General features: G+C 62.3%; 20 protein-coding genes. 16 read left to right on the forward strand and 4 right to left on the reverse strand.

The window, feature by feature from the left end:
- Position 1: 1 nt before the first annotated feature.
- From FHS81_RS13015 to FHS81_RS13080, 14 genes are all read left to right on the forward strand, one after another.
- On the forward strand, positions 2-1,690 hold the full coding sequence (locus tag FHS81_RS13015) for a GMC family oxidoreductase (protein WP_183753600.1): 1,689 nt from the start codon (positions 2-4) through the stop codon (positions 1,688-1,690).
- A 47-nt stretch (positions 1,691-1,737) separates the two neighbouring features.
- On the forward strand, positions 1,738-3,165 hold the full coding sequence (locus FHS81_RS13020; protein WP_183753602.1) for an aldehyde dehydrogenase family protein: 1,428 nt from the start codon (positions 1,738-1,740) through the stop codon (positions 3,163-3,165).
- 53 nt (positions 3,166-3,218) lie between these two features.
- On the forward strand, positions 3,219-4,682 hold the full coding sequence (locus FHS81_RS13025; protein WP_281374501.1) for an NAD-dependent succinate-semialdehyde dehydrogenase: 1,464 nt from the start codon (positions 3,219-3,221) through the stop codon (positions 4,680-4,682).
- Positions 4,683-4,702: 20 nt separating this feature from the next.
- On the forward strand, positions 4,703-5,782 hold the full coding sequence (locus FHS81_RS13030) for a tartrate dehydrogenase (RefSeq protein ID WP_183753606.1): 1,080 nt from the start codon (positions 4,703-4,705) through the stop codon (positions 5,780-5,782).
- A 73-nt stretch (positions 5,783-5,855) separates the two neighbouring features.
- Entirely contained in the window at positions 5,856-6,209 is a 354-nt protein-coding gene (locus tag FHS81_RS13035; RefSeq protein ID WP_183753608.1) for a cupin domain-containing protein, read from the forward strand.
- Positions 6,210-6,222: 13 nt separating this feature from the next.
- Positions 6,223-7,137, forward strand: a complete 915-nt coding sequence (locus tag FHS81_RS13040) for a 2-hydroxyacid dehydrogenase (RefSeq protein WP_183753609.1) — start codon at positions 6,223-6,225, stop codon at positions 7,135-7,137.
- A 278-nt stretch (positions 7,138-7,415) separates the two neighbouring features.
- Positions 7,416-8,624 carry an ABC transporter substrate-binding protein gene (locus tag FHS81_RS13045; RefSeq protein ID WP_210281680.1) on the forward strand — a complete coding sequence of 403 codons (1,209 nt, stop codon included), beginning with the start codon at positions 7,416-7,418 and terminating at the stop codon, positions 8,622-8,624.
- 274 nt (positions 8,625-8,898) lie between these two features.
- Positions 8,899-9,753, forward strand: coding sequence for a branched-chain amino acid ABC transporter permease (locus FHS81_RS13050; RefSeq protein WP_183753611.1), 855 nt, complete (start codon positions 8,899-8,901; stop codon positions 9,751-9,753).
- A gap of 4 nt (positions 9,754-9,757) precedes the next feature.
- Complete coding sequence (locus tag FHS81_RS13055) at positions 9,758-10,762, forward strand: branched-chain amino acid ABC transporter permease (RefSeq protein WP_183753614.1); 1,005 nt, start codon at positions 9,758-9,760, stop codon at positions 10,760-10,762.
- The gene (locus FHS81_RS13060) at positions 10,759-11,589 is read left to right on the forward strand and encodes an ABC transporter ATP-binding protein (RefSeq protein ID WP_183753616.1); all 831 of its coding nucleotides are present in this window, start codon (positions 10,759-10,761) and stop codon (positions 11,587-11,589) included. Before FHS81_RS13055 ends, FHS81_RS13060 begins: the two co-directional genes overlap by 4 nt.
- On the forward strand, positions 11,586-12,293 hold the full coding sequence (locus FHS81_RS13065; RefSeq protein ID WP_183753618.1) for an ABC transporter ATP-binding protein: 708 nt from the start codon (positions 11,586-11,588) through the stop codon (positions 12,291-12,293). The genes FHS81_RS13060 and FHS81_RS13065 overlap by 4 nt, the downstream gene beginning before the upstream one ends.
- A 13-nt stretch (positions 12,294-12,306) precedes the next feature.
- Complete coding sequence (locus FHS81_RS13070; RefSeq protein WP_183753620.1) at positions 12,307-13,572, forward strand: Zn-dependent hydrolase; 1,266 nt, start codon at positions 12,307-12,309, stop codon at positions 13,570-13,572.
- A gap of 13 nt (positions 13,573-13,585) precedes the next feature.
- A complete protein-coding gene (locus FHS81_RS13075; RefSeq protein ID WP_183753622.1) occupies positions 13,586-15,070 on the forward strand; it encodes a M81 family metallopeptidase in 1,485 nt (494 codons plus the stop codon).
- 10 nt (positions 15,071-15,080) lie between these two features.
- On the forward strand, positions 15,081-15,926 hold the full coding sequence (locus FHS81_RS13080) for a FadR/GntR family transcriptional regulator (protein ID WP_183753624.1): 846 nt from the start codon (positions 15,081-15,083) through the stop codon (positions 15,924-15,926).
- A 183-nt stretch (positions 15,927-16,109) separates the two neighbouring features.
- Here FHS81_RS13080 and FHS81_RS13085 read toward each other — a convergent pair whose 3' ends face one another.
- Together FHS81_RS13085 and aptA are read right to left on the reverse strand one after the other, a co-directional pair.
- A complete protein-coding gene (locus FHS81_RS13085; protein ID WP_183753626.1) occupies positions 16,110-17,609 on the reverse strand; it encodes a CoA-acylating methylmalonate-semialdehyde dehydrogenase in 1,500 nt (499 codons plus the stop codon).
- 128 nt (positions 17,610-17,737) lie between these two features.
- Entirely contained in the window at positions 17,738-19,075 is a 1,338-nt protein-coding gene (aptA, locus tag FHS81_RS13090) for an omega-aminotransferase AptA (RefSeq protein ID WP_183753628.1), read from the reverse strand.
- Between the two features lie 175 nt (positions 19,076-19,250).
- Between aptA and FHS81_RS13095 the strand changes: the two genes are divergently transcribed.
- Complete coding sequence (locus FHS81_RS13095; protein ID WP_183753672.1) at positions 19,251-19,799, forward strand: cupin domain-containing protein; 549 nt, start codon at positions 19,251-19,253, stop codon at positions 19,797-19,799.
- 23 nt (positions 19,800-19,822) lie between these two features.
- On the opposite strand, the gene FHS81_RS13100 is transcribed toward FHS81_RS13095, so the two are convergent.
- Positions 19,823-20,374: a DUF3159 domain-containing protein gene (locus tag FHS81_RS13100; protein WP_183753630.1), complete on the reverse strand. Its 552-nt coding sequence runs from the start codon at positions 20,372-20,374 to the stop codon at positions 19,823-19,825.
- Positions 20,375-20,432: 58 nt separating this feature from the next.
- Positions 20,433-21,929 carry a carotenoid oxygenase family protein gene (locus tag FHS81_RS13105; protein WP_183753632.1) on the reverse strand — a complete coding sequence of 499 codons (1,497 nt, stop codon included), beginning with the start codon at positions 21,927-21,929 and terminating at the stop codon, positions 20,433-20,435.
- 153 nt (positions 21,930-22,082) lie between these two features.
- On the opposite strand from FHS81_RS13105, the gene FHS81_RS13110 reads away from it, so the two are divergent.
- Positions 22,083-22,715, forward strand: coding sequence for a TetR/AcrR family transcriptional regulator (locus FHS81_RS13110; RefSeq protein WP_183753634.1), 633 nt, complete (start codon positions 22,083-22,085; stop codon positions 22,713-22,715).
- Positions 22,716-22,801: the final 86 nt, after the last annotated feature.

Below are 22,801 nucleotides of genomic sequence, written 5' to 3' on the forward strand. Positions count from 1 at the left end.
CATGAAGGCCACTCACCTCATCCTTGGCGGCGGTTCAGCGGGGTGCGTCATGGCTGCCCGCCTGTCCGAAGACCCGCAGCGCGAGGTGATCCTCGTGGAAGCGGGGCGTAACATCAGCGCGGATGACGTTCCCGACGACATCCGCAGCCGTTATCCCGGCCGGGCCTATCTCGACACGTCCAATATCTGGCAGTCGTTGCAGGCACTGATGGGTGCGGCAGCGCGGCGCGTGCCGCGTCGTTACGAACAGGCGAAACTTCTGGGCGGCGGATCGGCAATCAACGCGCTCATGGCCAATCGCGGCGCACCGGCGGACTATGACGAGTGGCAGGCGCTGGGCGCAACCGGGTGGAACTGGGACGCATGCCTGCCGTTTTTCCGCGCCATCGAGGCCGACCGGGATTTCGATGGGTCTCTACACGGCAAAAGCGGCCCGTTGTCGATCCGGCGTGTCACCGACGACCGGATTTCGCCCTTCGTCGACAGGGTGCTGCGAACGCTCGACGGGCGTGGCTATCCGCTGCGGCCCGATCAGAACGGCATCTGGCAGGATGGCGGCTTTCGGGGTGCGGTGGCCGTGAGCGACGCGGGCGAGCGGTTGCCGACATCGATTGCCTATCTGACGCCGCAGGTGCGCCAGCGCCCCAACCTGACAATCCTCACCGGCCATCAGGCGGAGCGCATCCTGTTCGCAGGCCGGGAGGCTATCGGAGCGCAGATAGCAGGCCCTGACGGCGTGTCCCGAACAATCGATGCCGGGGAGGTGATCGTCTGCTCCGGTGCCATCCATACCCCGGCGTTGTTGCTACGCTCTGGCATCGGCCAGCCCGACGCGTTGCAGGAGGTCGGCGTTCCATGTGTCGCGCCGCTGGCGGGTGTGGGAGCCAACCTCATGGAGCACCCGTCCATCGCGGTGTCGGCCTATCTGCCGCCCGCCATGCGTGTTCGGGATGCGGCGGAGCATCACGAGCAGGGCGTGTGGCGGTATTCGTCCAACCTGCCGGATACGCCTCCCGGAGACATGCATGCGGCGATCCTGTCGCGCTCGGGCTGGCATTCGGTCGGTCAGCGCATCGGCAGCATGTTCTTCTGGGTCAACAAGTCGTTCTCGCGCGGTTTCCTGAAACTCAAGGATGCCAGACCGGAAACGGAGCCGTTCGTCGACTTCCGCCTGCTGTCGGACAATCGTGACCTTGAGCGTTTGAAAACCGCCCTGCGGCTCGGGATGGAGGTGCTGTCCGATCCGCGCATCGCAAGCAGCATCGGCCCTGTGTTTCCGTCCAGCTATTCTCCGCGCGTCGCCAAAATAGCGCTTCCCGGCGGTTGGAACGCCGCCCAGCGCGGGCTGCTGTCCGCCATGCTGGATGCCGCCGGCCCGGCGCGGGCGGCGCTGGTGCATGCCCTCGTCACACAGGGCACGACCATGCATGGCCTGTTGCAGGACGACGCCGCGCTGACGGCGTTCGTGCGTGCCAACGTGGGAGTGACGTGGCACGCATCCGGCACCTGCCGCATGGGCAGCGAGGGCGATCCGGCGGCGGTTACGTCGCCTGTGGGCCGGGTTCACGGTGTTGGCAATCTGCGGATCGCCGACGCCTCGCTCATGCCCGCGATTCCGTGTGCGAACACCAACATCCCGACCATCATGATCGCCGAGCGGATTGCCGATTTCATACGCCGGGGACACTGATCCCGTCGCGCAGGTGCGAAAGAGATACCATGAAGGGAGGAGATACCATGAAGCATGCGCATCAGTTCTATATCGACGGCCTCTGGGTCGACCCTATCGAGGGACGAGCAATCGATGTCATCGATCCAGCCACCGAGCGCCCGTTCGCCACGGTCCTGCTGGGCGGGAAGGCCGATGCCCGGCGTGCGATCTCTGCCGCGCGCAGAGCCTTCCCGGGATTTTCGCAGATCCCGCGCGCGCAAAGGCTTGCGCTGCTCGAACGCATTGCGGAAATCCTCCGGCGACGCAACGATGAAATCGGTGATATCATCTCACGCGAAATCGGCGCGCCCCGCACCATGGCGCGTCAGGAACAGGCGTGGATCGGCCTGCACCATTTCGAAGCCACGATCCGCGCGTTCCGCACTTTCCCGTTCGAGGAGATGCAGGGCACCACGCGCATCGTGCACGAGGCAGCCGGTGTGGTGGCCATGATCACCCCGTGGAACTGGCCGATCAACCAGATTGCCTGCAAGGTCGCCCCCGCGCTTGCGATGGGCTGCACCATGGTACTGAAACCCTCCGAGGTGTCGCCGCTCAATGCAGTCCTGTTCGCGGAGGTGCTGGAGGAAGCGGGCGTGCCGGCTGGCGTGTTCAATCTGGTGCAGGGAGACGGGGCAACCGTTGGCGCAGTGCTGTCGAGCGATCCGGACGTGGACATGGTGTCCTTCACCGGCTCCACCCGCGCCGGGGTCGCTGTCGCGGAAGCAGCCGCGCCCACGGTCAAGCGCGTGCATCAGGAGCTTGGCGGCAAATCGCCCAATATCGTCCTGCGAAGCGCCGCGTTCGACGATGCCGTGCGCGACGGCGTGCTGAAGTGCTTCGGCAATTCCGGCCAGTCCTGCAACGCGCCGACGCGGATGCTGGTGCCGGGCGAGCGCATGGATGACGCCATTCGCGTTGCATCTGCTGCCGCCGACGCCCTGCGTGTCGGGCCGCCGGAAGACCCTGCGACGGACCTTGGGCCGGTCGTCAGCGAGTTGCAGTTCGACCGTATTCAGGCGCTGATCCTGAAAGGTATCGAGGAAGGGGCGCAACTCGTTGCCGGTGGTCCGGGGCGTCCGGCCCATCTCAACCGGGGCTATTACGTTCAGCCGACCGTGTTCGCCCGCGTGACCAACGATATGACCATCGCCCGTGAGGAAATCTTCGGGCCGGTGCTGTCGATCATCGGTTACGAAACGGTGGAAGACGCCATCGCCATCGCCAATGACACGCCCTACGGCCTCGCTGCCTATGTGCAAGGCGAACAGGACGAAGCGCGCGCCGTTGCCGCGCAACTGCGCGCGGGCGTGGTGCGGCTGAACAGGTCCGCGTGGGATGGCTCGGCCCCGTTCGGAGGTTACAAGCAATCCGGCAATGGCCGCGAATACGGCAAGTTCGGTCTGCACGAATTCAGTGAGATCAAGGCTGTCGTCGGCTTTGATGAGGAATAGTTTTCAACACACCATGCAATGGCCAGACAATGGCCATGGACCGGGGAACCAAGATGCTTGAGCTTCAGGACAAGTCCTTGTTCGTTTCGCGCTGCCTTGTTGGCGGTGAGTGGATTGGCGCCGCCAGTGGCGAGACCGTGGCGGTGGATAATCCCGCCACCGGGGAGATCATCGCCAACGTGCCGGCCGCCGGGGCGGATGAAACGTCCGGCGCGATAGCGGCGGCGGAAGCGGCGCTGAAAACCTGGCGCAAGCGCTCCTCCACCGAAAGGGGCGCGCTGCTGGAGCGCTGGCACGATCTCGTGCTGGAGAACGCGGATGATCTTGCCCGCATCATGACAGCCGAGCAGGGAAAGCCGCTGGCGGAGGCGCGGGATGAAATTCGCTACGGCGCATCTTTCATCAAATGGTTCGCGGAGGAGGCGCGCCGCATCTATGGCGGCACGGTGCCTGCTCCCACCACGGACAGGCGCGTCCTGACACTGAAGGAGCCGGTCGGCGTTTGCGCCATCATCACGCCGTGGAACTTTCCCAATGCCATGATTACCCGCAAGGTGGCGCCAGCGCTTGCGGCCGGATGCACCGTCGTCGTCAAGCCGTCTGAGTTCACGCCCCATTCCGCGTTGGCGCTGGGCGTGCTGGCGGAGCGGGCAGGGATTCCGGCGGGTGTGATCAACATCCTCACCGGGCTGCCCGCCGCCATCGGCAAGACGCTGCTGGATAGCGACATCGTGCGCAAGGTGTCGTTCACCGGCTCCACGCGCGTCGGTTCGCTGCTGATGGCCGGCAGCGCGCCGACAGTCAAGCGCCTCTCGCTTGAGCTTGGCGGCAATGCGCCGTTCATCGTGTTCGATGACGCGGACCTCGACCTGGCGGTGGAGGGTGCGTTGGCCTCGAAATTCCGCAACGGTGGCCAGACATGTGTCTGCGCCAACCGCCTGCTGGTGCATGATCGCGTTTACGACGCCTTTGCCGACCGCCTCGCGGCACGGGTGCAGGCGCTGCGTGTCGGGTCCGGGTTCGCAGACGGCACGCAGATCGGCCCCATGATCAACGATGCCGCAGTCGATAAGATCAACGCCCATGTGGCGGATGCGCTGGCGAAGGGCGCGGAAAACCTGACGCCGCGTGCCGATCTGCCCGCAGGACATCGCTATGTTGCGCCCACCGTGCTGCGGGGCGCGACCACGGACATGCGGCTGGCGGACGAGGAAACTTTTGGGCCGGTCGCGCCGCTGTTCCGTTTCAGCTCCGATGACGAGGCCATCGCCATTGCCAACGGCACGCCGTTCGGGCTGGCGGCATATTTCTTCACCGAGAATCTGCAACGTGCCTTCCGGGTGGCGGAAGACCTCGAATTTGGCATGGTCGGCCTCAATACGGGCAGCATTTCCATGACTGTCGCGCCCTTCGGCGGCGTCAAGCAATCCGGGCTCGGCCGCGAGGGTGGGCGCGAGGGCATCGAGGAATATCTGGAAACGAAGGCGTTCCACATCGGCGGGCTGAACGGACGCTGACATCATTGATGGGGTTGGAAATGAGCAACAGAACTTATGATATCGCGGTCATTCCCGGCGACGGCATCGGCAAGGAGGTGATGCCGGAGGGCGTGCGCGCGCTGGAAGCGGCCGCCAGCCGTTTCGGATTTTCCGTTCGCCAGCAATGGCATGATTTCGCCAGCTGCGATTATTACGCCCGCCACGGCACCATGATGCCCGAGGACTGGAAGCAACGTCTGGGCCGGCCCTCGGCTTTGTTCTTCGGCGCAGTCGGCTGGCCGGATACCGTTCCCGACCATGTGTCGCTGTGGGGTTCGCTGCTCCAGTTCCGCCGGGAATACGACCAGTACGTCAATCTGCGGCCCGTGCGGCTGATGGAGGGCGTGCCCTGTCCGCTCGCCGGGCGCAAGCCGGGCGATATCGATTTCTGGGTCGTGCGCGAGAATACGGAAGGGGAATATTCCTCGGTCGGCGGGCGCATGTTCCCCGGCACGGCGCGCGAGATTGTGCTGCAGGAAACCGTGATGACGCGCCATGGTGTGGACCGCATCCTGCGCTTCGCTTTCGATCTCGCCAGCAAGCGTCCGCGCAAGTTGCTGACATCGGCCACAAAATCGAACGGCATCGCCATCACCATGCCCTATTGGGACGAGCGCGTGGAAGCGATCAGCGCGGAATATCCCGATGTGTCACACAACAAGTTCCATATCGACATCCTGACGGCCAACTTCGTGCTGAAGCCGCAGATCTTCGATGTCGTCGTTGGCTCCAACCTGTTCGGCGATATCCTGTCGGATCTCGGCCCTGCTTGCGCCGGCACCATCGGCATCGCTCCCTCCGGCAACATCAATCCGGAGGGCGATCATCCGTCGCTGTTCGAGCCGGTTCATGGATCGGCACCGGATATTGCCGGGCAGAACGTGGCCAATCCGATCGGGCAGGTGTGGTCCGCCGCGATGATGCTGGATCATCTGGGCGAGGCGGATGCCGCGGCGGCCATCATGTCCGCCATCGAAACCGTGCTGAAGGAGCCGGGCCTGCGCACGCGTGACCTTGGCGGACGCGCCAGCACCACGGATTGCGGCAAAGCCATCGCGGATGCCATTAGAACCGCATGAATTCACAGATTAGCTTTCAGGCGCACGGCAAACACCTGTCTGCGTGCTTCTGTTTTGATTGAAAGGCATGTTCATGTCGCTTCTCTTGACCATCAACCCCAACCCGCAGACCGAGCCTGAGGCGAGCAAGGCCGCGCCCGACAGGCTCGTTGCCGGCGATCCGTCCTTTCTCACCTGGGCGCTGGACAGTTCGCGCAATGGCGAGGTCAGAACGGGCATCTGGGAGGCTACGCCCGGCGAGACGATCTCCATCAAGGGCGAGACTTTCGAATTCTGTCATATCCTCGAAGGCGTGATCGAGCTGACGGAAGATGGCAAGGAGCCGGTCGTCTATCGCAAGGGTGACAGCTTCATTATGAAGCCGGGCTATCGCGGCATCTGGAAAACCATCGAGACCGTGCGTAAGATCTATGTGATCGTCGGCTGACGGCGCGGAATCGATGGCCGTCCTTTTCCGATCCGATCCGGAACGCGGCGAGGTTTTTGCTGAAGTCCTCGCTGCCAGCCTGCCGGACATGCCGTTTCATATCGGCGAAGCCCCCGATCCGGAGGCCGTGCGCTATCTCATTACATGGCTTGCCCCGGAGGGGCTGGCCAAAACCTATCCCAATCTGCGGTTGATCTTCTCGCTGGGGGCCGGGGTCGATCAGTTCGATCTCGCATCCTTGCCGGAGAGCGTCGGCATCGTGCGCATGCTGGAGCCGGGTATCGCCGAACAGATGCAGGAATATGCGACGTTGGCGACGCTCGCCATGCATCGCGATCTTCCCGCTTACCTTGAGCGCCAGCGCAGCGCCCGCTGGCAGGAAGGCGTCAACGAGCCGGCGGCTCGGCGGCGCGTGGGTGTGCTGGGGCTGGGGAATATGGGGCAGGCGGTGCTTGAGGCGTTGCGCCCGTTCGGCTTTCCGCTGGCAGGCTGGAGCCGCAACCCGCGCTGGATCGACGGCGTTGAGTGCTACACCGATCTCGACGCCTTTCTGGCTCGCAGCCACATCCTGCTCTGCCTCCTGCCGCTGACCCCCGAGACCACGGGCTTCCTGAATGCGGACTTGTTCGCGAAGCTGCCACGCGGCGCGAGGCTCGTGCACCTGGGGCGCGGGCGGCAACTCGATCACGATGCCCTGCGCGCCGCGCTCGATAGCGGCCAGATCTCGCAGGCGATGCTCGATGTGACCGATCCCGAGCCTCTGCCGGAAGAGCATTGGCTGTGGCACGATCCGCGTGTCATCGTGACCCCGCACATCGCTTGCCAGACACGCGCATGGGACGGGGCGCATCATGTCGTCGCCGGCATCGTGGCCGATCTCGACGGCCGCCAACCCGATGGCCTGATCGACCGGGCAAAAGGATACTGATTCAGCGCGCTGACAATCTGGAGCACTCCGGCATTTCCCTGAAACGCCGGAGTGCTCTATCTTTTTGTTATAAAGCGCTTTTATGCGACACATCCCCCGGTTTTCCAGCATGCGCAATAAGCTGGAAAACAGCGGTTCGGCCTCCCCCTGAAAAGCCCCAGCGCGCCCTCCGCGATTTTATCAAAGTATGCGACGAAAGTGGTAGACAGTTGTCTATCTATCATTATAGTTATGATTATCCCTAAAAAAGGGGCAAAAAAATAAAATCAGAGGGTAATATGATCAATCGTCGCAGACTGCTGCAAAGCGGCGCCATTGCAGGCGCATCTCTCTTGTTGCCCGGCCTTGCCGGACGCGCATTCTCGGCTTCGGAAGCGATTACGGTCGGTATTCCGGTGCCAATCTCCGGCCCGTTCGCCGCAAACGGAAAATTCGCATCTCTGGGAGGTATTCTCGCCGCTGAAGAGGCGAGCCGCGAGTTCGGCCGGCAGGTGAAAACGCTGGATCTCGATACGGAAGGCAAGCCCGCAACGGCGGTGCGCAAGGTTCAGGATGCCTTCGATAACAATGGCATCAAGCTTTATGCAGGTGGCATCCTGTCGTCCGAGTCGCTGGCGATGGGCAAGGAGGCGTTGCGTCGCAACGGCGTGTTCATCACCACGGCGGGCGCCGATGAAATCACCGGCACAGACTGCAATGCCGCAACGTTCCGCTGGAGCGTGCCGACCTACGGCGCCATCGAGCAGACGGTTCGCCCGCTTGTCGATATGCTTCCCGATGCAAAGCGCTGGTATACGATCACGCCGCAATATGTTTTCGGTGACGGGCTGCTGAACGTTGCCAAGGATATTTTCAAGGAAAAAGGCATTGAGCACGTCGGCAACAGCTATCACTCGCTGACGGAAAAGGAATTCAGCGGCTATCTCACCAATGCCATTGCCGCACGGCCGGATGTATTGCTCATCCTGAACTTCGGTTCGCAATCTTCGGACACGCTGCGGCAGGCAGTGAGCTTTGGCCTGAAGAACCGCATGACAATTCTGGTTGCATGGGCATCGGGACTTGAACAGTTCGAGGCGCTGGGGCCGGATATTTGCGAGGGCGTGTATTTCGGCGCTCAATATTGGCACGGTGTCGATACACCGGGCAATCAGGCGCTGGTCAAGAGCGTGCGCGAGCGTTTCGATCTGACGCCGAATTATTCTCTGGCCGGTTCCTATATTCTGACGAAGCTGCTCGTCGACGCTGCCGTCAAGGCGGGGTCAATCGACGGCGACAAGGTTGCCGCGGAACTGCGCGGAAAAACCTATGAGGGGCTGACTGGAGAGGAAACCATCCGGGCGCAGGACAATCAGGTGATCAAGGATTACTACCTGCTCAAGGGCAAGGCCAAAAAGGACATGGCCGACAAGGACGATTTCGCGGAAATCGTCAGCCAGGGCAAGTCGTTCCTGTCTCCCGAGGATGCCGGCTGCAAGATGGGCTGACCCTTCCGGGCGCGAGTATCGTTCCCGCGACAGGCCGCCACCAAGCCGTTACAGAAGCCGTCACAAAGACAGAATGAATATACGGCACGCCCTCTGCATTGAGGGGCATCGGCTCGGCTGAGAGCTATCGGCTTGGTGCGTCCAGTTTCCCGGATGCCGGAGGCGCAGCCATGTTGCTTGCGGTATCCGGGTTGCGCGCTGGCGCCTACGGACGAAGTTCGCGTATTTCCCAAGTCATTCAATCTGCCGCTTTACAGGCGACAGGAGAAAAACCATGACATATCTATTCCAGATATTCAATGGCATCGGGATTGGAATGCTTTACTTCCTTCTCGCTGTCGGTTTGAGCGTGATTTTCGGTCTTCTTCAGTTCGTCAACTTCGCCCACGGCGCATTTTACCTGCTTGGCGCCTATTTTACTTATGATCTGGTCGAGCGCGGATACAGCTTCTGGGTCGCGATGCCGCTCGCCGCGATCATGGTGATGGCGCTGGCGGCGCTGACGGAGATCGTCCTGCTGCGGCGCATCTACAAGCTGCCGCATACGTTCCACATTCTGGTCACGGTGGGGCTCGCCCTGATCATCCAGGAGATGACCATCATCGTCTGGGGGCCGCTCGGCGGCAACGTCCCGCCGCCTGAAGGGTTGAACGGCGTCATCATCGTGGGCGACTTTATTTATCCGGAATACCGGCTGTTCGTGATTGCCTTCACCGCTGTTCTGGCTGTCGGGTTGTGGTGGGTGCTGGAAGGCACGCGCATCGGCGCGATCGTGCGCGCTGGCTCAGAGTCCTCCGAGAATACGGCGCTGCTCGGCTACAATACCCTGCGCATCAACTCCGCCGTATTCGGCCTTGGCGCGGGTCTCGCCGGCCTTGCCGGTGCGCTTGCCGCACCCATTCGGGGCGTGGAGCCTTTCATGGGGCTGGAGGCGCTTGGTATTGCGTTTGTCGTGGTCGTCATCGGCGGCATGGGCAGCTACACCGGCGCGTTGCTGGCCGGCATTCTGGTGGGTGTCACCCAAAGCGTGATGGCGTCGCTGTGGCCTGAAGGCGCGCGGCTGATGATCTATCTCGGCATGGCACTGGTGATCGTCGCAATGCCCCGCGGCCTGCTCGGGAGGGCGTGACATCATGAAAACGATCAACAACCCGATCTTTCACTTCTTCCTCGCCGCTCTGACCGTCGTTTGTCTGCCGCTGTTCCTGCGCTCCGGCGTTCTGGCGAGCGAAATACTGATCTTCGGTCTCGCTGTTGCGGCGTGTAATCTGCTGCTTGGCTTCACAGGGCTTCTGTCCTTCGGGCAAGGCATCTTCTTCGGTGTTGGCAGTTATGTCGCCGGCATCCTGCTGACGCGCTACCAGATTCCGGTGCCGCTGATGCTTTTGCTCTCCGTGGTGCTTGGGGCGCTGATTGCCGTCGCGGTCGGCTGGCTGTCCATCCGCCGGCAGGGCGTGTACTTTGTCATGCTGACGCTCGCATTCTCGCAGTTCTTCTTCTTCCTTGCCTATTCATTCAGCGGGCTGACGGGCGGAGATAACGGCATTCTCGATGTGCCGCGTCCTGTCATCGCCGGTTTCGACTTCACAAATCTCTGGAGTTACTACTGGTTCGTGGCGGTGATCTTCCTTGCCGTGTTCGCGCTGATGCTGCGGACAACGCAGTCGACGTTCGGCCGCACGCTGAGCGCGATCCGCGAGAACGAGGCGCGGGCCAGCGCAGTCGGCTTTCCTGTGCGGGCATTCAAGATCGCGGCCTTCGCCATCTCCGGCGCGGTCACTGCGCTGGCCGGGGCGCTTCACGCCATGCTGATCGGCGTCGCGCCGCTGTCCAGCATCGAATATCACACCAGCGAAATCATCCTGATCATGACCATCATCGGTGGCAGCGGCAATCTCTTTGCCTCGCTGCTGGGCGCGGGCACTTACATGCTGCTCGCCGATGTCCTGTCCACCATCTGGCCTCGCTGGCTGCTGCTTCTCGGTGTCGCGCTGATCGTGGTGGCGCTGTTCATGCAGCGGGGACTTTGGGGCCTGATAGAGACGTTGGTGTCGCACATCACAGCCACGTCCAAACGCACCCCCAATGCTGCAACCGAGCGGCCCCTGCATCGACAGGCTGATGGAGGCAAGGCATGAGCATTCATAACGAAGCCCTGAAGAGGTCTGGCCACAGTTCCGGAAAACATGCGCCAGCCCCACATCCGGTTGCCCTGGAAACGAGCGAACTGACTGTCGCTTACGGCAGCTTCCTGGCGGTGCGCGGGGTCAGCCTGTCGGTGCGGCGCAACAGCATCCACTCCATCATCGGCCCTAACGGTGCCGGCAAGACGACGCTGTTCCACGCTCTCACGGGCCGCGTCAGGCCAAGCGCCGGCTCCATCCGGCTTGATGATAAGGATATTTCGCATACGCGTGACGACGATCGCGTGCGGCTTGGCATCGCGCGGTCTTTTCAGGTGACGAGCCTGTTTCCGAATTTGTCTGTGCAGGAAAACCTGCGCCTTGCCTCGCAAGGCCGTACGCCCTGGCAGGCTCTGGCGCCGTGGCGCAGCATCAACCACAACAAGGAGGCCATGGCCACCGCGGGCGAGGTGATGGAACGCTTGTCGCTGACGCAGGTCGCGGGGCGTGCGGCCGGCGAGTTGTCCCACGGCCAGCAGCGCCGGCTTGAGGTGGGCATGGCGCTTGCCGCCCGCCCGCGCGTGATCCTCATGGATGAGCCGACATCCGGAATGGGCGTCGACGACATCGAAGCAATGAAGGAACTCATCCGCAGCCTCGCCGCCGATCACACGGTGATTTTCGTGGAGCACAACATGGGGATCGTGATGAACATCAGCGACACGGTCACCGTGATGCGCGCCGGGCAGAAGCTGGTGGAAGGCACACCGGCGGAAATCCGCGACGATCCCGAAGTGCGGCGGGCCTATCTCGGCAACATGATCACGGGAGACATCGCATGAGCATTGCGCTGCAGGTGGAAAATCTCAACACCTTCTACGGCAAAAGCCATATCCTGCAAGGTATCGGGCTGGAAGTGCGCGAGGGCGAAATCGTCGCGCTGCTCGGGCGTAACGGCGCGGGCAAGTCGACGACTCTTAAGAGCGTATGCGGCGCGTTGCGGCCGGCGCAGGGCGCAATTCGTTTCAGGGGGAAGGACATCGCCGGCTGGCCGGCTTTCCGCGCAGCGCAGGAGGGGCTTCTTCTGGTGCCGGAAGACCGTGGCATCTTCGGCCTGCTGACGGTCGAGGAAAACCTGCGCATCTCCCAGCGCAAAGGCTCGCCTTGGTCGCTCAAGGATATTTATCGCATGTTTCCGCGTCTGGAAGAGCGCAGGCGCAACAACGGCGGCCAGTTATCCGGCGGTGAGCAGCAGATGCTCTCGATTGCCCGCGCGTTGCTCAACCATCCAAGGCTCTTGATGCTGGATGAGCCCGTGGAAGGACTGGCGCCCGTCATCGTCGACGAAATCGTCAATCAGGTTCTTGAGATCAAGCAGAGGGGCATTCCGATACTCATCGTTGAGCAAAATCTGGCCGTATGCGCCAAGATTGCCGACAGGAACTACATTATCGAGCTTGGAAAAATAGCCTATCACGCCGATGCGGTAACTTTTGCCAACGACGACGAAGCCAGGGATCGTTACCTGGGCGTCAAGGCAGACTGACGATGGATGAATCATGCCGGATACAATAAGCATCAATGCCGACAGGCTGCTCGGCACAATTTTCGAAACCGCGCAGTTCGGCGGGCTGCCGAACGGCGGCGTGGCGCGGCTGACGCTCTCCCGTCATGACAAGGAGGTCCGCGACTGGCTGCGCGCGCAGTGCGAGGCGCTGGGGCTCGACGTGGCGGTCGATGCGGTTGGCAACATGTTCGCGACCCGTCCGGGACGGGAAGCCGGCACCCTGCCGATTGCCATGGGAAGCCATCTCGACACGCAGCCCACCGGCGGCAGATACGATGGCATACTCGGCGTGCTCGGCGCTCTCGAAGTGCTGCGGACGCTGGATGAAGCGGGCATCACCACCCATGCCCCGCTGACGCTGGTGAACTGGACTAACGAGGAGGGCTCGCGATTCAGCCCCGCCATGCTTGGCTCCGGCGTCTATGCCGGTGTCTACAGCCCCGATTACGCCTGTTCGCGAACGGACGTGAACGGTGAGACGTTCGGCGCGGCGCTGGACGGCATCGGTTATCGCGGTGACGTGCCGGCGGGCTCCGTTCCGCTCGGCGCATTGTTCGAGCTGCACATCGAGCAAGGCCCCATCCTCGAAGCAGAAAACGCCGTCATCGGTGTCGTGCAGGGGGTGCAGGGCCTGAACTGGTATGAGGTGGAGCTGACGGGGAGGGCCGCGCATACCGGCTCCACGCCCATGAGCATGCGCCGCAACGCCCTGCTCGCTGCGGCCCGGATCATCGAGAGCGTCGATGCCGTTGCCCGCGACCATGCGCCCCATGCTGTTGGCAGCGTCGGTTTCATCGAGGCGCATCCCAACTCCAACAACGTCATCCCGGGTTTCGTCCGGCTGATGGTTGACCTTCGCCACCCGGACGACGCCGTGCTGTCGCAAATGGCGAGCGCCGTGGAGCGGGCAATCGCGGACGCCGCCCATAGCGCCGATGTGACTGCGGAGTTCAGGAAGGTTGCTGAAACGGCAGCCGTTTCTTTCGACGACGAATGCATCGAGGCTGTGCGCGACGCTGCCGCGACGTCGGGTTATGCGAGCCGGGACATTATTTCCGGCGCGGGACACGATTCCGTTCATCTGTCGCGCCTTGTGCCCACCACCATGATCTTCGTGCCGAGCGAGGGCGGATTGAGTCACAACGCGGCGGAATTTACCGCTCCCCACGAATGCGCTGCCGGTGTGCAGGTGCTGCTTGACGCGGTGCTCGCATATGACCGGCGCACGGCGGCCAACCGTGCCGGGAATGCAGGCTGAGAGGAGAACTGCTATGCGCATTGTGATGGCGCGGATCAACCACGAAACGAACACCTTCTCGCCCATACCGACACCGCTATCCGCGTTTACCCCATTGTGGGGCGAGGAGGCCGAAGCGGCGGCGCGGGTTTCGAACACGGCAATCGGCGCGTTTCACGCCTATGCCCGTGCTCAGGGCGCCGAAATTGCCGTGCCGGTCTTTGCCATGGCCAATCCAAGCGGGCCAGTCGCGGACGATGCCTTCGAGGCGCTCGCGGGAGCCGTGCTGGAGGAGGTCGCGAAGGGGTGCGACATCATCCTGCTTGATCTGCATGGTGCGATGGTGACGCAATCGTTCGATGATGGCGAGGGCGAGCTGCTGGCGCGCGTGCGGCGTCTTGCCCCCGGCGTGCCATTGGGCCTTGCGCTCGATCTGCACGCGAACCTGACGGATGACATCGTGAGCAACTGCGATTGCATCGTCGGGTTCAAAACCTACCCGCACATCGACATGTACGAGACGGGCGAGCACGTCACCCGTATTATCGACGGTATGGTTCGCGAGGGTCTTCGCCCGGTTAATGCGTGGTCGCATCCGCCCCAGTTCGCGCATACCCTGAGCATGAACACCACGCAGGACAATGCGATGTCCGCCCTTATCGAGCGGGCGAGAGAGGCGGAAACCGCTGCGGGCGTGCTGGCGGTGTCGGTTTTCGGCGGCTTCTCGCTGGCCGATATTCCGACGGCCGGCGTATCCGTCGCGGTCACGGCCACGCGTGAAGATACTGCGCGCGACGTGGCTGCCGACATCGCGAGGGAGGTATGGCAGCGGCGGGACGAACTGGTCTTTCGCGAGGAACCGCTGGACATTTCCATCGCGCAGGCGCGCCGTGTGGCCGAAGAGGCGGGCGGCGCCGGCCCGGTTCTGCTGCTCGATCATGGCGATAACTGCATGTCGGGCGGCACGTGCGATGTCATGGATGTTCTGGAGGCAGCACTTGGCGCGGGGCTAGACGGGATCGTGTGCGGCCCCATCAACGATGCCGCCGCGGTCGAAGCATGTCAGGCGGCGGGCGAGGGCGCAGAGATCACCCTGAAACTGGGCAACAAGATTGTGGCGGACGGGTTCGCGTCGCTGCCGCCTTTGTCTGTAACGGGTGTCGTCGAGGCCTTGGGCGAGGGGCGCTATACCGTGTCCGGGCCGATCTATACCGGGCAGACGTTTTTCATGGGCCGGGCGGCGGTGTTGCGCACACCGCAGGCGCGCATCCTGATTGTGGAGCAGCCGCACGAGCCTTGGGACGCTGGTGTGTTCCAATGTCTGGGGATAGATCCATTTGCCGCGCGTTTCCTGATATTGAAATCGCGTATGTATTGTCGTCCTGTATTCGAGCCGCGCGCCAGCGCTGTGATCGCTTGTGCCAGCCGGGGCGTGACGAGTTCGGCTTACGAGCTGTTCTCGTTCGAGAAGGTAACCCGTCCGATCTTCCCGCTGGATGAGGGAGCGAACTGGAGTTGAAAGGGCTGACATGGTGGAGCGCAGGCATTCCCGGGCGCGCGTGGGCGGTGCCCGGGTTAAACGCATCAAGCTATCGGATCAGATAGCCGACGATCTGCGCCGCCGTATCGCCCATGACAAGATGATGCCGGGCGACCGCCTGCCGCATGAGCGCGCCCTGACGGAGGAATACGGCTGCGCCAAGAGCACCATGCGCGAGGCGCTGAAGGCGCTTGAGGTGGAAGGCCTGCTAACCATGCAATCCGGCCCCAACGGCGGCCCGGAAGTGCGCACGGTTTCCATTGACAGCGTGATGCAGCAGTTGCGGCAATACCTGCATTTTCAGAAGCTGGATTTCAAGCATGTCTATGAGCTGCGCCGGTCGCTGGAAACGACTCTGGCGGCGAATGTCGTCGGCAAGCTGACGCCGGCGCTTTTTCTCCGTCTGGAAGACAACATCCGCATCTGTGAGGAAGCCAACGCCAGAGGCGACCGCACAGTGGGACGCTCGGCGGAGACGGAGTTTCACGACATCCTCTGCGAAGCCTGTGACAACGTGCTGTTGGTGTTCATGTGCCGCTTCCTCAACAGCCTGCTGCGCGATCTCGTCAGCTATCGCAGCCACAGCCTCAAGGAAAACGAAGCGTTCGGTGACCACAACGTCGCTAGCCACAAGGCGCTGCTGGAGGCTTATCGCGCGCAGGATGACGGGGCAGTTTCACGCATCATGGAGGAGCATATGTGCTGCGCCGAGCATTTCATGCTGCGCCTTGACGCCTCTTTCCATTCCGACCTGCTAAGCCGGGAAACTCCGGGGCCTGAGCGGCTGAAGCGCACGTCCGGTATTCGTATGGATTTCCCCGGCTCTCCGGATTAGAGCGCCGCCATCGGCAAAAGAAAAGACCGCTTCCATGTTTTAACAAAACGCGGAAGCGGGCTTTTTGTGTGCAACTCGTTTTTAGAGCATTTCGGCATTTCGTTGAAACGCAGAAATGCTCTATCTTATTGGTTTTACGCGTTTTCTTCACGCAAAACGGCATCCGCTTTGCTTGAAAACGCTTTAGCCGAGCGTGGGCATGACGAATTCAGTACCGGCGCGGATGCCCGTGGGCCAGCGCGAGGTGATCGTCTTCAGGCGCGTATAGAACCGCACGCCTTCCGGCCCATGCATGTGATGATCGCCGAACAGCGATGCCTTCCAGCCGCCGAAGGAGTGGAATGCCATCGGCACCGGGATCGGCACGTTGATGCCCACCATACCGACCTTGATGCTGTGCGCGAACTCGCGCGCCGCGTCGCCGTCTCGGGTAAAGATCGCCGTGCCGTTGCCGAACTCGTGCTCGTTGATCCACTTCGCCGCCGTGGCATAGCTGTCCGCGCGCGCCACAGCCAGCACCGGTCCGAAGATTTCTTCCTTGTAGATCTTCATATCCGTGGTGACGTTGTCGAACAGCGTGCCGCCGATGAAGTAGCCGTTTTCATAACCCTGAAGCGTAAGCCCGCGCCCGTCGACGACGAGCTTCGCGCCCTCCGCCTCGCCGGCATCGATGTAGCCGCGCACCTTGTCGAGATGCTGCTTCGTGACCAGCGGACCCATTTCCGCTTCCGGATCGGTACCGGGGCCGATCTTGAGCGCGCGCACGCGCGGCTCCAGCTTTTCGATCAAGGCATTGGCCGTCTTTTCGCCCACCGGCACCGCGACGGAAATCGCCATGCAGCGTTCGCCCGCCGAGCCATAGGCCGCGCCCATCAGTGCATCGACGGCCTGATCGAGATCGGCGTCGGGCAGGATGATCATGTGGTTCTTGGCGCCGCCGAGCGCCTGTGCGCGCTTGCCGGTTTTGGCCGCCGTCTCGTAGATATAACGCGCGATCGGCGTGGAGCCGACGAAGCTGATGGCCTGGACGTCAGGATCGTGAAGCAGCGCGTCGACGGCTTCCTTGTCACCCTGCACGACGTTGAAAACGCCGTCCGGCAGACCGGCTTCCGTCAGCCACTTCGCGAGCAGCAGCGAAGCGGACGGATCGCGCTCCGAAGGCTTCAGGATGAACGCATTGCCGCATGCAAGCGCGACAGGGAACATCCACAGCGGCACCATGGCCGGGAAGTTGAACGGCGTAATGCCGGCGACAACGCCAAGCGGCTGGCGCACGGCATGGCTGTCAACGCGCGAGCCGACGTTCTCGGTGATCTCGCCCTTGAGAAGCTGGGGAATGCCGGTGGCGAATTCTACTACCTCAAGGCCGCGCTGTACTTCGCCCTTGGCGTCCGAAAGCACCTTGCCGTGCTCTGCCGTGATGGCGGCGGCCAGCTCTTCCGTGCGCTCCTCAAGAATACGCAGGAAGGCGTTGAGAATGCGCGCCCGGCGCAGCGGCGTTGTATTGGCCCAGCCCTCTGCCGCATTGCGGGCAACCTCGACGGCCGCACGCACCTCGGCGGCGGAGGCAAGCGCCACACGCCCGGATTCCGCGCCGGTGGCGGGGTTGAAAACCGGGGCGGTACGCCCGCTTTCACCAGCAACCTCATGTCCGCCGATGTAGTGATTAATGGTCTTCGTCATGTCGAAATGTTCCCGTCTGGAGTTGTTCAGACCATTTCCGCGTACCCTCGGCACGCGGAAACAGTCCAGTTTTTGAATTTTGGGCGAATGAATATCGATCAGACGTTCTCGTCTGGCCGGAATAGGACTTATTCCGCCCGCTTGATCGCATCGCCGAGCACGGACACGATCTCGCCGATCTGCTCGCGCTCGATGATCAGCGGCGGAGACAGGGCAATGACGTCGCCGGTTACGCGGATGAGCAGGCCCTTCTTGAAGGCATCCACGAACACGTCGTAAGCCCGCGCGCCGACCGCGCCGGGGCGGGACGACAGTTCAATGCCCGCGACCAGCCCGATGGTGCGGATGTCGATCACGTTCGGCGCATCCTTCAGCGTGAAGATCGCGTCCTCCCATTCCTGCGCCAGATCGGCGCCGCGCGTCAGCAGGCCCTCGCTCTCGTAGATGTCGAGCGTGGCAAGTCCCGCAGCCGCGGCGGCGGGGTGACCGGAATAGGTGTAACCGTGGAACAGCTCGATGGCGGCCTCGGGGCCGGTCATCAGTGCATCGTAGACGTCCCGCTTGGCGAACACCGCACCCATGGGAATGGCGCCGTTAGTCAGCCCCTTGGCGGTGGTCACGAGATCCGGAATCACGCCGAAATAATCTGTCGCGAACGGGGTGCCCAAGCGACCGAAGCCGGTGATCACCTCGTCGAAAATCAGCAGGATACCGTGGCGCGTGGCGATATCGCGCAGGCGCTCAAGGTATCCCTTCGGCGGCACCAGCACGCCTGTCGAACCCGCGACCGGCTCCACGATGACGGCGGCGATGGTTTCTGCGCCGTGCAGCGCGACCATCCGCTCCAGATCGTCGGCAAGGTCTGCGCCATGCTCCGGCAGGCCGCGGCTGAAGGCGTTGCGTGCGGGATCGTGCGTGTGGCGCATGTGGTCCGCGCCGGGAAGCAGCGGAAACACGCGGCGGTTGTTCACGAGCCCACCGACCGAGATACCGCCGAAACCGACGCCGTGATAGCCGCGTTCGCGGCCGATGACGCGCGTGCGCGTACCCTGGCCGATGGCGCGCTGGTAGGCGATGGCGATCTTCAGCGCGGTATCGACGGATTCAGAGCCCGACCCGGTATAGAACACGCGGTCGAGTTTCGCCTCCGGGCCGCCAGGCGCAATGGCTGCAAGACGCTCGGCGAACTCGAATGCGACCGGATGACCCATCTGGAATGAAGGTGCGAAATCGAGCGTAGCGAGCTGCCGCTCGACGGCGCTGGTGATCTGCCGGCGGCCATGGCCTGCGTTCACGCACCACAGACCGGCGGTGCCATCCAGAACCTGCCGACCATCATCGGCGGTGTAGTGCATGCCTTCTGCCGAGACGAGCAGACGCGGTGATTTCTTGAACTGCCGGTTGGCCGTGAAGGGCATCCAGTAGTTGTCGAGGGAGGGCATGTTGGCTTTTGCCTGTTTGGTCATGATTTTTCTCCAATCCCCTCTGGTAGGGTGCATGTAGCCTAATCACGTCGGAAAACGCCCAACAAGTCCTTTTCTATCGGCAAATAACATGCTGAAATATATGGACAAGAATAATGGCGTGTTGCGACTGACGCAACGGCAACAACGCCTTTCCGGCGAATTTGGAGGAACCGGCATGATTGACGATCTCGGAGCACGCCTGCGCTACGTGCGCCAGCTCAACAGGCTTTCGCAGAGAGAGCTGGCCCGGCGCGTCGGCGTGACCAATTCCACCATCTCGCTGATTGAATCGAACACCAGCAATCCCTCCGTCGGCGCGCTCAAGCGCATTCTCGACGGTATTCCCATCAGCCTGGCCGATTTCTTCGGTTTGCAGCCGGCGGCCCCGAAGAAAGCGTTCTATCGAGAGGATGAAATGGTGGAGATCGGCAAGGGGCGGATCTCATACCGCCAGGTCGGCGACAACGTTTTCGGCCGCGCGCTACAGATTCTCAAGGAGCGTTATCAGCCCGGCGCCGATACCGGCGTGATCCCGCTCGTTCACGACGGCGAGGAAGGCGGGCTGATTCTCAGTGGGCGGCTTGAGGTGACGGTGGATGGCGAGCGCAAGGTGCTCGGCCCCGGAGACGCCTATTACTTCGAAAGCCGTCGTCCGCATCGTTTTCGCTGCGTCGGCCCCGTTCCGTGCGAGGTCGTCAGCGCCTGCACGCCGCCGACCTTCTAACATGGGCATGATAGCAGGCCGCTTTACTTCCCCTGTGCCGCTCCGGCCTGCTGCTTTGGATACCAGACCGTGAATTTAAAGGCTGCAACGAGGCTCAGTATAATGACGATCGTGCCAAACTGGGGCGGCACCTGGGGTGCGAAAAGCAGCACTGCATCTGCGGCGACCGTGATGGCGAAAGCCAGCGCCCAGACCCACGTGATCACGAGATTAGTCTTCCGGAAGCGCGGCGATTGCCAGTACTGCTCAGGAACCTTTTCACGCGCATATTGAATCGTGAACGGAGTTCCAATCGCGATAGAGACCAGAACGATGGCAAGAAGACCGCTGTCGACCAGAAGCCGCACGGCCATCAGGGGAAGATTGTCCCCGGCGAAGAAGACGTAGAGCGTAAGGGCGCCGAACAGGATGACGCTGCCGACTTCCAATATTTTGGGCGTGCGCCCGGCGATCCGCTCACGCACCACAAGGGCGATGGAGACCGCCGTCGCGAGCAAGAGACCCTCGAACGGCCCTACCAGCCGGTCGAACAGAGCGAAGACGATAAACGGGATGAAGGAAACAAGGATATTCATGCGGGCCTCTTCAGTTGACCGGTCCGCCCGGCCGCTATGGGCGGCGGCGGAGTGACTTTCAGGTGCTCGCAATCCAATTGCCGTGCAGGCCCTGCGGCACGCGTTGGGGCAGGCGGATCACGGCTACGGGTTCTTCTTCAATGTGCGCTGCATCCAGAAGGATGAAGTCGCTGTGTCTGTCCTGCGGGTCGTAGGCGAAGACAGCAAGGTATCCCTGATCTTCCCCGTGCTTGCCCGGAGCCGGGACGAATGCCGCTTCACCGATGATCCGATTGCCGAAATCGTGCTGCCGGAACTCTCCCCGCTCGGTATCGAATTTCAGCATGGTGTTGAACACCGCAGGCGGCTGATCCGGAATGTTGAAGCTGTCGGAGAGGGTCGGCATATAGGCAAAACGCGTGGCGCGGGCTTCAAGCCGGTCGTTCACACGCGGAAACTCGACATCGAACCCGGCAAACTCATCCCGGCTCACCTGCCGCCGCGCGACATCGATCACCATGCGGCGGAAAGTCGTCGCCTTGCTGGACGGGTGCTCGACGTCGAAGCTCTCATGGTGAACATAATCGATGACGATATCGCCGCCACGGTCAAAGCCGTTGGCGAAGTGGAATACGAAGAACGCATCCGTCTCGATCCAGATCTCAGGGCTGCCATCGAGGGGAAGAAGTGCAATCCGCATGCCCAGCGAGGGTTTCCATTGCAGCAGAGAGCGCCCGGCGCGGGCCGCGTCGATGTCAAAAACCGCAGGCCCGGCAACGATAACGATGTAGCGCTCCGTCAGGATGAAGTCATGGATCATCGTCGGTGCCGGCAGGTTCAGCGTCATCGTCCGCCGCAAATGGCCAGTCACGTCGATCTCGTGAATCAGCACCTCGGGAGAGCGCCACGTATAGGCCAGCGAAAACATCGAGCCGGTTTCCGGGTGGTGGCGGTTGTGTGCGCCGAGGCGGATTGGCTTGTCGGTGCCCGCCGTCCATTCCCCGATGGTCTCAAGATCGGCCGTCAGCTCGTAGCACGTCGTGGCTTCGTTAAGCGCCAGAAGGTGGCCAGCATGGCGGATGACATTGATGAAAGCGCCATTCTTCATCGGTCCGGGGTTCTCGCCCGGTTGCAGGATGGCCGGATCAACCGGATGCGGAGCCGTGAAGCTGCCATACACCGCATGCCCCACACGACGCTCGACCTTCAAGCTGTTGGTTTCCACGAAACGGTTGCGGTAGCGCGCGCGGCCGCTGTCAATGGTCACGGCATGGACCATGCCATCGCCATCCATCGGGTAGCAGAAGGAGATCGGCTGGAACAACGGGTTCGGGCCGTTCCGCATGTAAACGCCCGAGAGGTCCCGCGGAATGGCCCCGGCGGTCACGACGAGATCCTCATTGATAATTTCACGGCCGACCGGCTTGAAATTGCCGCTCAGATAGGGATCGGCCGACGTCCACGGAACGTCGCCGGAAGACGTAAACGCTTGGAAAGACGTGAACGCTTGGGAAGACGTGAACGCATGCGCCGTCATGCCCGTGGCATCGCGCCCGGTCGTGGGATCGCCGGTCATGAGGATGTGTCTCCTTGGGGAGCGGAGAGTGAAGCACGCGTTGGTGACGCAGAGTGCCATATTGCACGGTGCGCTTATGTTTACACCGTAAAGATTGATAATATCCCTTTGGCAGGCCTGTCAACGGAAATATGAACGGTGTAAACATCAGGCATGGAATCGGGGTCCAAAAGAGGTCGATCCTACCACCACGGCGACCTTCGCGGCGCGCTTCTCGCGGCGGCGGAGAGAATCGTGGAGGAAAAGGGCGTGCAAGCGTTGACGTTGCGCGCCACGGCGCGTGCCGTGGGCGTTTCTCATACCGCACCTCAGAATCATTTTGGTGACTTGACGGGGCTTCTCAGCGAGCTTGCCGCAGTCGGATACCGGCGCTTCACCGAGGCGCTGACCACTGCCGGCGCCGCTGGCGGCGAGGAGCCGCGAGTCCGGAATCTCGCGGTTGGCAAGGCTTATGTTGCCTTTGCTCTGGCCCATCGCGGCATGTTCGCCCTGATGTTTCGCAGTGAGCGTCTTGATATTCACCGCCCCGCGCTTCGCGACGCCATCGAAGCCTCCCGCGTCGCCCTTCGCCAGACGGCATTGCCCGGGGAAGATCGGGCCTCGCCGCTGAATGCAGCCGCCGCCCGTGCCGCGCGCTGGGGGCTGGTCCATGGCCTCGCGGTGCTTATCAGCGAGGGACGGTTGACGGCTCTGATGCGCACAGTTTCCGACAATATTTCGCCAGACGATTTCATCGAAGCTGCCCTCCGAAACGCCGGCATGAAGGCCCAGCCGGATGGCCCCTGAACATTAAAGGGGCACAGATATACGGTAGGCCGATTTCACGCCTTTTGCGCAGCCTTCTTGATGGCAGCTACGAAGCCCAACAGTTC

Source organism: Pseudochelatococcus contaminans, from assembly GCF_014195635.1.
Lineage (GTDB): Bacteria > Pseudomonadota > Alphaproteobacteria > Rhizobiales > Beijerinckiaceae > Pseudochelatococcus > Pseudochelatococcus contaminans.